Here is a 13,280-nt window from a genome sequence, read left to right on the forward strand (position 1 = left end):
GATCCCATGGATCACCTGCTTTATATCGCCATGTCCGGGGCCAAGGAGAACATGAACAGCTTGGCTGTGCGTGGCAACAACCTGGCCAACGCCAACACCATCGGCTTCAAGTCTGACTTCGAGCAGGCGCGCAGCATGCAGGCGTTTGGCGAAGGGCTGCCGTCCCGGGTGTTTGCCATGACGGAGCGGCCGGGTCAGAACCTGCAGCACGGTCTGCTGCAGACCACGGGGCGGGATCTTGACGTCGCCGTCGACGGCCCGGGCTGGATTGCGGTGCAGGATCCCAATGGGGCAGAGGCCTATACCCGCATGGGCAACCTGCAGCTCAATGCCACCGGCAATCTGCAGACCTCCACCGGGCTCAACGTGGTGGATGACGCAGGCCAGCCCATAGTGCTGCCCCTGCCCATGGAGAAGATAGAGATCAACCGGGATGGCACCATCAGCGGCCGTCCCGAGGGAGCCGCCGCCAACCTGCCAGAGGATTTCCAGCGCATCAAGCTGGTCAATCCCCCGAGCGATGCGGTGGAGAAGGGGCAGGATGGCCTGTTTCGCCGCAAGGATGGCCAGCAGGAAGCCGCCTCTGCCGAGGTCGGCCTGCTGGCTGGCTCCCTCGAGGGGAGCAACGTCAATGTGGTCGACGAGATGACCAACCTTATTCGTTTGCAGCGTCAGTTCGAAACTCAGGTCAAGATCATGAAGACCGCCGAGGAGAATGACGAGGCCCAAACCCAGCTGCTGCGTATCAGCTAATCAAGGAGTATTAAATGAATCCTGCACTCTGGATCAGCAAGACCGGCCTCGATGCCCAGCAGACCAACATTTCGGTCACCTCGAACAACCTGGCGAACGCCAGCACCGTAGGCTACAAGAAGGCCCGCGCCATCTTCGAGGATCTGCTCTATCAGAACATCAACCAGCCAGGTGGCCGCTCCTCGGCGGATACCGAGCTGCCCTCCGGCCTGATGCTGGGGGCGGGGGCCAAGGTGGTCGCCACCCAGAAAAACCACAGCCAGGGCAACGTCCAGACCACGGACAACTCCCTAGACTTGATGATAAGCGGCCGCGGCTACTTCGAGATCCAGCTGCCGGACGGCAGCGCGGCTTACACCCGCAACGGCCAGTTCACCCTCAATGACGAGGGCACCATAGTCACCCCGGGCAACGGCTACCCGCTGCAGCCGGAGATCCAGATCCCCGAGAACGCCCAGAGCGTGACCGTGGGGGAGGATGGTCAGGTCTCCGTTCAGCTCAAGGGGGATGGCCAGTCCCAGGTGGTGGGCCAGATCAACACCACCGACTTCGTCAACCCGACCGGCCTGCAACCCATGGGGGAGAACTTGTTCCTCGAGACCCAGTCGAGCGGCGCCCCCATCCAGGGGACGGCAGGTGCGGACGGACTGGGGGTGATCAAGCAGGGCATGCTGGAGACCTCCAACGTCAACGTGACCGAGGAGCTGGTGAATCTGATCCAGGCCCAGCGGGTCTACGAGATGAACTCCAAGGTCATCTCGGCAGTAGACTCCATGATGTCCTTCCTGACCCAGCGGACCTGATGAAAGGAGAGCCATGATGAAAGCCCTATGGATGCTGGGCCTGCTGACACTGGCAGGCTGTACCAGCACCCCCAATACCGCCAGACCCGACGACCCCGAATTTGCCCCCGTGTATGGCGAGTCGGAGCCGGTGTCGGTGCGCCCGACCGGGGCCATCTTCCAGCCCGAGCAGGTCAACGGCATCTACTCGGACATCAAGGCCCATCGAGTGGGTGACATCATCACCATAGAGCTGGCGGAGTCGACCTCGGCGTCGAAGAAGGCCAATACCCAGAGCGGCAAGGACAACAAGATGGAGCTGGAGCCCGTGACCCTGGGCGGGGTGCCGGTGACGGCGAGCCCCTATGACTTGTCGGCCTCCATCGGCCAGAGCAGTGCGTTCAAGGGCCAGGCCAAGGCGGATCAGAGCAACAGCCTGCAGGGCAACATCTCGGTCAGCGTGGTCAAGGTATTGCCGAATGGCAACCTGCTGGTGCGCGGCGAGAAGTGGATCATGCTCAACAACGGCAACGAATACATTCGCATCACCGGCCTGGTGCGCCCGGAGGACGTGAGTTCGGAGAACAGCGTCTCGTCCCAGCGGGTCGCCAATGCGCGCATCCATTACGGCGGCACCGGCGATCTGGCCAACACCCAGGAACAGGGGTGGCTGACCAGCTTCTTCAACGGCCCCTGGTGGCCCATTTAATACTCGGGCCCCGGGTCGTCAGTGACGACCCGGGGCCGGAATGGTTTAGTCAGGAGATGTCATGAACCGACTCCGTTTGCTTGGCCTGCTGTGCTGTATCTTGCCGCTCGGGCTGGCGCACGCCTCCCGCATCAAGGATCTCAGCTCGGTGGAAGGGGTGCGCAGCAACCAGTTGATCGGCTACGGTCTGGTGGTGGGCCTGCCCGGGACGGGCGAGAAGAACAACGCCTTCACCGAGCAGACCTTCAGGACCATGCTCAACAACTTCGGCATCAAGGTGCCGGACAACATCAAGCCCAAGATCAAGGACGTGGCGCCCGTGGCCATCCACGCCGATCTGCCCCCCTTCTCCAAGCCGGGCCAGACCATAGACGTCACCGTCTCCGCCATCGGCGAGGCGAAGAGCCTGCGGGGCGGCACCCTGCTCCAGACCTTCCTCAAGGGGCTGGATGGCCGCGTCTATGCGGTGGCCCAGGGCAGCCTGGTGGTCGGTGGTCTCGGGGCCGAGGGGGCGGATGGCTCCAAGGTGGTGGTCAATACCCCCACAGTGGGGCGCATCGCCAACGGGGCGACCGTGGAGCGTGAAGTGCCGAACTCCTTCTCCCAGGGGGACACCATCACCTTCAACCTGAACCGGCCCGACTTCACCACGGCCCGCCGGGTGGCAGACGTGGTCAATGATCTGGTGGGCCCCAACACGGCCCAGGCCCTGGACGCCACCTCCATCAAGGTATTCGCGCCGCGGGATCCGAGTCAGCGGGTCGCCTACCTTGCGACCATCGAAAACCTGGAAGTGGATCCGGCCACCGAGTCCGCCAAGATCATCGTCAACTCGCGCACCGGCACCATCGTCATCGGCAGCGAGGTCAAGCTGAGGCCCGCCGCCATCAGCCATGGGGGCCTGACGGTCACCATCGCCGAGAATCAGCAGGTCTCCCAGCCCAATCCGCTGGCGGGGGGCGAGACCGCGGTCACCAACAACTCCACCATCAACGTGCAGCAGGATCCGGGGCGTATGTTCAAGCTCGACACCGGGGCGACCCTGGATGACCTGGTGCGGGCGGTGAATCAGGTGGGGATAGCGCCGGGGGATCTGATGGCGATCCTGGAGGCCCTGCAGCAGGCGGGCGCCATTCAGGGGCAGCTGGTCATCTTGTAACGGGCTGTCTCGGCGAATCTCCGGGCTGGCGCAGCAGCCAGCCCGGAGAGCCAACAGGTAAAACAGTCATTTCTTGAGCGGCAAGAGGTTGCCACGGGCGGCAAAGAGGAAGGTTATGGCAGAGTTCGACACCCAGAGTGGTATCAATCTTGGCATGGTGCAGGACGTTCAGAATCTGGACAAGCTGCGCCAGATGAGCCACAGCAAGGAAGGGAAGCAAGAGGCGCTGATGGCGGCAGCCCGCCAGTTCGAGTCCATCTTCACCCAGACCCTGTTCAAGGGCATGCGCCAGGCCAACTCGGTGCTGACCCAAGATAACCCTATGAACAGCAGTTACACCCAGTTCTACGAGGGGATGCTGGACGAGCAGCGGGTCTCCGACATGTCGAGCAAGGGGGGCCTTGGCATCGCCGAGATGGTGGCCAAGCAGTTCTCCCCCGAGAAGACCTTCACCCATAACGACGGGCGGGTGCTCAAGCTGCCCCAGCGCACCGAGCGGGTCTACAAGCCCTATGAAGCCCCCAGCGCCTCCAACGATCTGATCGCCGCTTCCAAAGTTGGCAAAGATTTTGCTGATAACGAAATGAAGAGCGAGATGAAGGGTGGACTGAATGGGGCCGAGTCTCCGTTGAACCTGCCCAGACGCCCCCATCGCACCGTGCCGCCCATGGGCAGCAGCCCGCGGGCCTCGGCCCTGGATGAGAGCGCCAAGGTGTTCGACAGTCCGGAGGAGTTCGTCGAGCGCCTGATGCCGCTGGCCAAGAAGGCGGCGGACAAGCTGGGACTGAGCCCGGCGGTGCTGGTGGCCCAGGCCGCCCTTGAGAGCGGCTGGGGCAAGCGGGTGATCAAGGACGGGGAGGGGCAGATGAGCCACAACCTGTTCGGCATCAAGGCCGATCCCCGCTGGGAAGGACCCAAGGCCGTGGTGAGCACCCTGGAGTACGAGCAAGGGGTGGCGTCGCGCCAGAAGGCGGCGTTCCGCTCCTACGAGTCGTTTGAAGAGAGCTTCAACGACTATGTGGACTTCCTGACCTCGGGGAGTCGCTACAAGGGGGCGCTGGCCAAGGTGGACAGCCCGGATCGCTATTTCGAGGCGCTGCAGCAGGCCGGTTATGCCACCGATCCCCAGTACGCCAGCAAACTTAAACAAGTGTTGCGCAGTGATGCCATCGCCGGCTACTCGATGCCCGGCAACGCTGCGACCAGGAACACAGAGATGGAGCTGTAAGCTATGGCAAGCGATCTGCTTGGAATCGGGACTTCGGGTGTATTGGCCCAGCAGCGACTGCTGCAGACCACCAGTAACAACATAGTGAACGTCAACAGCCAGGGCTATGTACGTGAACGCACCCTGATATACACCAATTCCGTCGGATTGGGCACGGGCGACATGGTGAGCGAGCGGGTCATCAACGCCTACGCCCAGGCTGAGGTGCGCCGGGATACCTCCGCCTACCATGCCGCAGGCTCGCGCTACGATCAGCTGTTCCAGCTCGACAGCCTGCTGGGGGATGCCAGCAACAGCGTGGGCACCACCATCACCTCCTACTTCAAGGCCTTCCACACCGCCAACGAATCGCCGGCGGAAGTGGGGGGGCGCAAGACCACCCTGAGCGAGCTCAGCGGCATGGTGGATCGCTTCCACACCCTCTCCGCCCAGCTCGACAAGCAGAGCGACACCATCAACGCCACCATAGGGGACGAGACGGACAGGGTGAACAGCTTGCTCAACAGCATCAACGATCTGAACCAGGCCATAGTGCGCACCCAGGGCTCGCCGGAAGAGAACCTGATGCTGTTCGATCAGCGTGACGAGGCGATCCGCCAGCTCTCCGAGAAGATGGAGATCCGCACCGTGACCCAGCCCAACGGCAGCATGCTGGTCAACATGAGCACGGGGCACTCCCTGGTGCTGGACGGCGGCGTGGCCCAGTTCAAGGTGGTGCCGGGCAGCCCGGACTCCCGGGATGCGAGGCTGCAGCTCACCCTGGGGGCCAACCAGGCCAACATCAATGACAAGGATCTGGGGGGCGCCATCGGCGGCCTCTTCACGGCGCGCAACGATCTGGAGCCCGCCAAGCGGGAGCTGGGCCAGCTGGCAGTCGCCATGGCCGATGCCATGAACCAGCAGAACCGCCTCGGCATGGATCTGGACAACGAGCTGGGAGGGGATCTCTTCTCCCTCAAGGGGAGCCAGGGGCTCCCCTATGCCGGCAACCAGGGCAGCGGGGCGGCCAGCGTCAACTTCGTGCCCGGCAAGGGCTCGGAAGTGACCACCTTCGATTACGAAGTGCAGTTCAACAACGGCACCGATTATGAGGTCTTCTCCATCGACGGCTCAGGCCAGCGGACTTCGGTGGCGACCGGCGCCACGCCCCCCGCCAAGTTCGAGGTGGCCGGGCACGGCATCGAGATCGACCTGTCCGGCACCCCGGTCGGGGGCGACAAGATAGTGCTGCAACCCACCAAGCACGCCGCCGCAGGCATGGCGCAGGCCGCCACCAGGCCGGAAGACATTGCGCTGGCATCCCCCATCAAGGCGGACAAGCATTCCCAGAACCTGGGCTCGGGCGAGATCAAGGTCAACAGCGTCTACAACACAGGCACGGGGTCGGGCTTTGGCACCAATACCCTGGACCCGAGCGCTCCCCAGGTCATCAAGATCGACGGCAGCGGCAACTACGAGGTCTATGACAAGAACAACAACCTGCTCGGGGTGGCCCCCGCCTCCACCAAGGGGCAGAACCTGATGTCCGCCCTCGAGCTGCCGCTGGGCACACCCATAGTACCGGCCCTGACCCCGGGCTACGACTTCAGCATCACCGGCAAGGTGGAGGCCAGCGACAGCTTCACCCTGAGCTACAACAAGGACGGCTTTGCCGACAACGGCAACGGGCTGGCGCTGGCGGAGCTGCAGAACAAGGAGCTGGTGCGCAAGAACAACAACGCCGCCACCAGCAACGACAAGATGACCTTCAACGACGCCTACAGCGCCCTGGTGACCGGGGTGGGCAACAAGGCCAGCCAGGCCAAGACGCTGCTGCAGGCCAATGAGGCCAAGCTGACCCAGAGCACCGCCATCTTCGAGAGCGTCTCCGGGGTCAATCTGGAGGAGGAAGCGGCCAACCTCATCCGCTTCCAGCAGTCCTATGCCGCCTCGGCCCAGATAGTCAATACCGCCAAGACCATCTTCGATACCCTGTTGTCTTCCGTGAGGTAAGTCATGCGCATCACCACCAACATGATCTATGACCGCAACCTGTCCTCCATGAGCAAGGTGAGCGAGCGCCAGAATACCGCCTATGAGCAGCTGATCTCGGGGGACAAGTTCTCCCGGGCGGGGGAGGACCCCTCCGGCATGAGCCAGAAGCTGGCGCTGACCAAGGAGATCGATCTCTTCAAGCAGTACGGCGTCAACGGCAGCCTGCTGGAGAACAGCCTGGGTCACGAGGAGACTGTGCTCACCTCCCTCAACAACGCCATGCTGAGCGCCCAGACCCTGATCCAGAAGGCCAACAGCTCGGCCATGGGCTCGGAGGAGCGCAACGCCATCGCGAGCGAACTGGAGGGGCTGCAGAAGCAGATGTTCGATCTGATGAACAGCAAGAACTCCCAGGGGGAGTTCATCTTCGGCGGCAACCAGAGCAAGACCCAGCCCTTCGTGAAAGATGCGAGCGGCAACTATGTATTCCAGGGGGACACCGGGCAGCGCAGCATCCAGGTCTCCTCCACGGTGCAGATCCCGGCCAATGACTCCGGTTTCGATCTGTTCGAGATGGTGGCGACCCGGCGCACCGCCAGTGGCACCAGCGCCAACATCAAGGTGGGGGTGGGGGATCAGGGGAACTTCGAGAGCTTCTATCGCAACAACTACGACTCGTCTCTTGCCAGCAATTCGTTCACCGTGAGCACTCAGGTGGGCCCGCCGGATACTTATGAGATCACGGACAGCGGCGGCACAGTCGTGCAAAACGGGGGTTACAGCGCGGGCAACAAGATCACCTTCAACGGGCTGGAGCTGACCCTGGACCTGCCGGCAGGGGGGGCGGATCAGACCTTCGTGCTGGACAAGCCGAAGAACGACAGCGTGCTCAACGGCATGTCCGACTTCCTCACCGCCCTGCGCGACCCCAGCCTCTCGGCTGACGGCTTCCAGCTGGCGGTGGCGGATGCCACCACCCACATGAACAACGCCAGGACCAAGATAGACAGGGGGCTCGGCGAGCTGGGTGGCCGGATGAACAGCCTGGAGCAGGTGATGGGGTCGAACGACGGGCTCAGCACCCTGAACCAGCAGGCGAGGGCCAAGGTCTCCGAGGCGGACATGTACGAGGTGATTGCGGCGCTCTCCAAGGAGGACGCGGCCATGAGCGCCTCCCAGCTCGCCTTCAGCAAGATAAGCAAGCTGACCCTGTTCGACTATATCCGCTGATATCTACCCGTTGATCGCCCGCTCCCCCGTGGCCCAGGCCCGGGGGAGCGTTCTTTTCATGGGCGGCCCGCTTCCCGCCCAATTTGTAACAACCCGTTGCCAGGAGCCCAATGGCCTTGACTCGGGGAGGCCCCGGACAGATGATGCCGCCCGCACCACCCAGGTGGCGCGCATTTTTCGCAGCATCTCGTTAGGCGAGGCTCCTGCATAAACACAGGCCACTGATCTCACGACGTCCAGAGACGCCCAAGATCAGGACAGTTTTCATCGGATTAAGGTGTCAACCCAAGTGGCTTCCGGCATGCCGGATACGTTATGCAGTGCTAAAGCTGGTACGTGGGGATGAAAACACGCCGGACGGCGTCATTTCCTGCCTGTTACTCGTCAATCAAATTGCTGTTTTCTTGTCGACAGCGACCGGTGCGAGCCGGTTGCCTTCAGGCCCTGCCTGAAATCACATGAGGATATCTGTGATGAAGAAAACACACACCCTGCTCAACCGTCATCAACTGCTCGATCTCGCCGCCCTGCAGGGCTGGCTCGACCACAACCTGGACCCGGTGCAGCGGGCCGATCAACTGCTGACCCTGCGCCCGGAAGAGCTCAACTGCGTCTTCGATACTCTCCCTGCGCCGCGAGGAGCCGCCCTGCTCGCCTCCCTGTCGGCGGAGAGCGCGGGCCAGCTGCTGCTGCGCCTGCATGGCAGCATAGTGGGCGTGCTGCAGGAGGCCATTCCCCGGCGCGATATGGTGGCCATCCTGCGCAAGCTGGGTGCCCAGGATCGCACCAGGCTGCTGGCCCGCTTCCCGACCCAGGCGCAGGCCATCTACGATGCCCTGCTCGATTGGCCGAGCGAGTCGGTCGGTGCCAACATGCGCCACGAATACCTGGCCGTCGACCAGGGCACCACGGTGGAGAGCGCCAAGCGGCGGATCCACGACGCCTGGGACAAGGCCCAGCTGTTTCAGCACCTCTATGTGGTCGACGGCGAGCGGCGCCTGCTCGGCAGCGTCTCCCTCAAGTCCCTGCTCATCGCCGATCCCCTGCGACCGGTGAGCGAGCTGATGGAGCGGGAGGCGGTGCGGATCAACGCCCGGGCGGATCAGGAGCTGGCCGCCCGCCTGCTGATCGATCGCGACATCTCGACCCTGCCGGTGGAGGATCAGGGGCGCCTGGTGGGGGTCTTCCACGTGGATGACGCCGCCGACATCCTGGAGCTCGAATCCACCGAGGATGCGGAGTTGCAGGGGGGCTCATCCCCCCTGGATACCCCCTATCTGCAGGCCACTCCCTGGCAGCTGTGGCGCAAGCGGGTGGGCTGGCTGCTGATCCTGTTCGTGGCGGAGGCCTACACGGGGACAGTGCTGCGGGCCTTCGAGGAGCAGCTGGAGGCGGCCATCGCCCTGGCCTTCTTCATCCCCCTGCTCATCGGCACTGGCGGCAACAGCGGCACCCAGATCACCACCACCATAGTGCGGGCCATGGCGGTGGGGGAGGTGAGCCTGAAGAACCTCGGCACGGTGCTGAGAAAGGAGCTCTCCACCGGTCTGCTTATCTCGGCCGCCATTGCGTTGGCCGCCTGGGTACGGGCCTGGAGCCTGGGGGTGGGTCCCCAGATCGGCATGGTGGTCACCCTGACCATCATTGCCATCGTGCTCTGGAGCGCCGCGGTCGCCTCCATCATCCCCATGGTGCTGCGTCGCCTGCGCATCGATCCGGCCGTGGTCTCTGCCCCCTTCATCTCCACCCTGGTGGATGGTACCGGCCTCATCATCTATTTCGAAATCGCCAAGTGGCTGCTGCCCGAGCTGCAGTGACAACGACAGAAAGCAAGAAGGCAGCCATCGGCTGCCTTCTTTCGTTTGAGGTGAACGATCACCCGAGCTGGAACAGCAGGGGCCAGCCCTGCTCCTGGCAATAGCGGTGCTCCTTCTCCAGGTTCTGGATCAGCAGGCGGTTCTCCTCGCACCAGTCGGTGGGCAGGGTGACCACCAGCTGATCCCCGGCGGCCTGCACCCGCCACTCCGGCAACAGGTTGTCCTGGCGCCTGTGGTGGGCCGCCACCGCGAGGCGCAGGATGCGGATGCAGCGCAGCACCGTCTGCTCGTCGTGGTTGGGCAGGGCGGGCAGCTCGGAGAGCTTGAGCCCCTTGCGCTGGAAGCGCACCAGGGCCGCCAGCAGGGCCTGATCGTCCTGGTTGAAACCGGGCAGATCCGTGTTCTGCAGGATGTAGGCGGAGTGGCGATGGATGCCGCTGTAGTTGATGGCCAGACCGATTTCGTGCAGCCGCGCCGCCCAGCCGAGAATGGCGCGATAGGGCTCGATGGGCATCTCCCAGGGGTCGCTCAGGGCATCGAACAGATCGAGGACGCTCCGCTCCACCCGGGTGGCCTGGCGCTTGTCGATGTGGTAGTGGGAGCTGAGGGCCAGCGCGGTGCGCTCGCGAATGTCGTGGTGCTGCAGCCGCTCCTCGAACTCGTAGAGCAGCCCCTCGCGCAGGGCGCCGTCGGAGTACTCCATCCGCTCGATGGGCAATGAGGTGAAGAGCCCGAGCAGTATGGCCACGGCGGCGGCAAAGACTCCCTGGCGCTCCTCGGTGAGGCCGGCGAGTTTGAGCTGGTCGACCCGCTTGTGCCTGAGCATCTCTTCTTTCAGCCGCTCCAGACCCGTCAGGGTGATGGCGCCATCCGTCCACTCCTCCCCCTGCAAGACGTCGCGCACGGTGCGAATGGAGCCCGAGCTGCCGAGGCAGCTCTGCCAGCCCAGCTTGCGGTACTGGTTGATGATGGGGGCGAGCTGGTGCTGCGCCTCCAGCACGGCGCTGTTGAAGGCCTTCTCGCTCAGCTTGCCGTTGGCAAAGAAGCTCTGGGTGAAGCTGACGCAGCCCATCTTGCGGCTGGTGAGGGCCTTGTGTTCGAAGCCCTCGCCAATAATCAGCTCGGTGCTGCCGCCGCCGATGTCCACCACCAGCACCTGGCCTTCGATGTGCTGGGTATGGGCGACCCCCTGATAGATGAGGCGCGCCTCTTCCTGGCCGCTGATGATCTCGATGGGGTGGTTGAGCACCTCGGCCGCCTCGCGCACGAAATCCCGGGCGTTGCTGGCGCGGCGAAGGGTGTAGGTGCCGGCGATGCGGATCTGATCCGGCTTGATGTTGGTGAGGCGCTCGGCGAACAGGGCGAGGCAGTCGAGCCCCCGGGCCATGGCCTCCGCCGACATGCGGCGCTGCTCATCCATCCCCTCGGCGAGGCGAACCCGCTCCTTGATGCGATCGACGATCTGCATCCGCCCCTCGTTGAGGCGGGCGATGACCATGTGGAAGCTGTTCGACCCCAGATCGACAGCGGCGTACAGACTATTGTCCATTGTTTGACTCGATACGTTTGAGATAGTCGTAAATCGCAACTTGGGAGCGAACCTTGCGGCGGTTGCCCCGCTTCACGTATTCGTTCTTCTGATCGGCATCGATGACCCGCGCCTTGCAGGTGTCGCTCAGCTGCAGCTCGAGGATGTCCAGGATGCGTTGTTTCAGCCGCTCGTCGTAGATGGGGGTGCCCACCTCGATCCGGCCGTCGATGTTGCGGCTCATCCAGTCGGCGCTGGAGATGAACAGCTGGGGGTTGCCCTTGTTGTGGAACACCATGACCCGTGGGTGCTCGAGGAAGCGGTCTATGATGCTGATGACCTGGATGTTGTCGCTGAGATCCGGCACCCCGGGACGCAAGGCGCACATGCCGCGGATGATCATCTGGATGGGCACCCCGGCCTGACCGGCGGCATAGAGGCGGTTGATGAGGTCTCTGTCCACCAGGTTGTTGATCTTGAGGGTGATGCCGCTTGGCTGGCCCGCCTTGGCGTTGGCCAGCTCGTTGTCGATGAGGCGATAGAGCTGGCGGCGGCTGTTGATGGGGGAGACCAGCAGGTGGTTGAATTTGTAGCGTTTATAGGGGTACTCGATGTATTCGAACACCCCCTCCACCTCGGCGGTGATGTCCGGGTGGCGGGTCAACAGGGAGAAGTCGGTGTAGATCTTGGCGGTCTTCTCGTTGAAGTTGCCAGTGCCGATATGGGCGTAGCGCACCGCCTCGCCATTTTCGTGGCGGGTGATGAGGCAGAGCTTGGAGTGGATCTTGAGGCTGGGCACCCCGAACACCACCTTGACCCCGGCATCGGTCAGGATGTTGGCCCAGTCGATGTTGGCCGCCTCGTCGAAGCGGGCGCGCAGCTCCACCACTACGGTCACCTTCTTGCCGTTGTTGGCGGCGTCGATGAGGGAGTGGATGATCCGTGACTTCTTGGCGACCCGGTAGATATTGATGCGAATGGCGCTGACCGCCGGATCGAACGCCGCCTGGCGCACCAGCTCGGTGAAGTGGTGGAACTTGTGATAGGGGTAGTAGAGCAGTATGTCCTGCTTGGTGATGGCGTCGAAGGCGTTGACGAAGCCATCGAAATCGCGGCAATCGAGGGCCGGCAGCTTGGGGTTTTCCAGATAGTCCCGCCCCACGTTGGGGAAGCCGATGAAATCCTTGAAGTTGTGATAGCGCCCGCCCGGCATGATGGCGTCGTAGGAGCTGATCTGCAGCTTGAGCTTCAGGAAGCTTATCATGGCGGCAGGCATCTCCCGCTCGTAGACGAAGCGCACCGGCATGGCGGTGAGGCGCTGCTTCAAGCCGTCACTCATCTTGTCCACCAGGCTCAGATCCAGCTGATCGGAGAGATCGTACTCCGCATCCCGGGTCAGCTTGACCGCATAGGCCGCTATCTCGTCGTAGTCGAAGAAGCCCTTGAAGATCTCGTCCAGACAGAAGCGGATGACGTTGTCCAGGATGATGATCTGTTTCTTGCGGCGGGTCCCCTCCGGCGGCAGCTGGAAGAAGCGGGGCAGATCGTCGGTCGGCACCTCCACCAGGGCGTACTGGATCACCTGGCCGTTCTTCTTCATCTCGATGGCGAGATAGGTGTGCTCGTCTTTGAGGAACTTGACCGGGTTGACCTCCTTGTTGAGGAGGATGGGGATGATGTGACGCAGCACCTTCTCCTTGAAGAAGACCCGCAGCCACTGCTGGATCGCCTCTGAGAGCTGGTTCTCGTTGACCAGGAAGATGTTGTGGCGGGCCAGGGCGATCAGCAACTCCTTGTAGGTGTTGTCAAACGCCTCGCCGAGCGCCATCACCTTCTGCTGGATGGCGCGCAGCAACACCTTGGCCTCGTCATCGCCACCGTGCACCTCGTTGATGAGGATGCGGCGCTTGACGTCCGAGACCCGTACCTTGAAAAATTCATCCTGGTTGGAGGAGAAGATCCCCAGAAAACGGACCCGCTCGATGAGGGGGACCGTCTTGTCCATTGCCTCTTGCAACACCCGTTCATTGAATGAGAGCCAGCTAAGCTCTTTCTCTTCATACTGCCTGTCGGTGCTCATCTGGTGCCTCTGTACTCAGG

The 13,280-nt window shown here is 63.0% G+C and carries 10 protein-coding genes and 1 riboswitch; of the genes, 8 read left to right on the forward strand and 2 right to left on the reverse strand.

Features of this window, described 5'->3' with window-relative positions:
• Positions 1–6: 6 nt before the first annotated feature.
• The 8 genes from flgF to mgtE all read left to right on the forward strand — a co-directional run bounded on the left by flgF (position 7) and on the right by mgtE (position 9,652).
• Positions 7–753, forward strand: a complete 747-nt coding sequence (gene flgF, locus AC1IN8_RS16265) for a flagellar basal-body rod protein FlgF (RefSeq protein WP_247626572.1) — start codon at positions 7–9, stop codon at positions 751–753.
• A 14-nt stretch (positions 754–767) separates the two neighbouring features.
• Positions 768–1,556, forward strand: coding sequence for a flagellar basal-body rod protein FlgG (gene flgG, locus AC1IN8_RS16270; protein WP_010675290.1), 789 nt, complete (start codon positions 768–770; stop codon positions 1,554–1,556).
• A 16-nt stretch (positions 1,557–1,572) separates the two neighbouring features.
• Positions 1,573–2,244, forward strand: coding sequence for a flagellar basal body L-ring protein FlgH (gene flgH, locus AC1IN8_RS16275; protein ID WP_139434917.1), 672 nt, complete (start codon positions 1,573–1,575; stop codon positions 2,242–2,244).
• A 61-nt stretch (positions 2,245–2,305) separates the two neighbouring features.
• A complete protein-coding gene (locus tag AC1IN8_RS16280) occupies positions 2,306–3,403 on the forward strand; it encodes a flagellar basal body P-ring protein FlgI (RefSeq protein WP_111910118.1) in 1,098 nt (365 codons plus the stop codon).
• 115 nt (positions 3,404–3,518) lie between these two features.
• A complete protein-coding gene (gene flgJ / locus AC1IN8_RS16285; protein WP_479759667.1) occupies positions 3,519–4,631 on the forward strand; it encodes a flagellar assembly peptidoglycan hydrolase FlgJ in 1,113 nt (370 codons plus the stop codon).
• Between the two features lie 3 nt (positions 4,632–4,634).
• Positions 4,635–6,623, forward strand: coding sequence for a FlgK family flagellar hook-associated protein (locus AC1IN8_RS16290; protein ID WP_479759669.1), 1,989 nt, complete (start codon positions 4,635–4,637; stop codon positions 6,621–6,623).
• A 3-nt stretch (positions 6,624–6,626) separates the two neighbouring features.
• Positions 6,627–7,835: a flagellar hook-associated protein FlgL gene (gene flgL / locus AC1IN8_RS16295; RefSeq protein WP_479759670.1), complete on the forward strand. Its 1,209-nt coding sequence runs from the start codon at positions 6,627–6,629 to the stop codon at positions 7,833–7,835.
• Between the two features lie 179 nt (positions 7,836–8,014).
• Positions 8,015–8,184: riboswitch (M-box (ykoK) riboswitch) on the forward strand.
• 124 nt (positions 8,185–8,308) lie between these two features.
• Positions 8,309–9,652: a magnesium transporter gene (gene mgtE / locus AC1IN8_RS16300; RefSeq protein ID WP_202046125.1), complete on the forward strand. Its 1,344-nt coding sequence runs from the start codon at positions 8,309–8,311 to the stop codon at positions 9,650–9,652.
• A gap of 58 nt (positions 9,653–9,710) precedes the next feature.
• Here mgtE and ppx read toward each other — a convergent pair whose 3' ends face one another.
• Together ppx and ppk1 are read right to left on the reverse strand one after the other, a co-directional pair.
• Entirely contained in the window at positions 9,711–11,201 is a 1,491-nt protein-coding gene (gene ppx / locus AC1IN8_RS16305) for an exopolyphosphatase (RefSeq protein ID WP_479759671.1), read from the reverse strand.
• On the reverse strand, positions 11,191–13,260 hold the full coding sequence (gene ppk1, locus AC1IN8_RS16310; protein ID WP_139434882.1) for a polyphosphate kinase 1: 2,070 nt from the start codon (positions 13,258–13,260) through the stop codon (positions 11,191–11,193). Before ppk1 ends, ppx begins: the two co-directional genes overlap by 11 nt.
• Between the last annotated feature and the right edge of the window lie 20 nt (positions 13,261–13,280).

The sequence above is a fragment of the Aeromonas sp. 130281 genome (assembly GCF_056642115.1).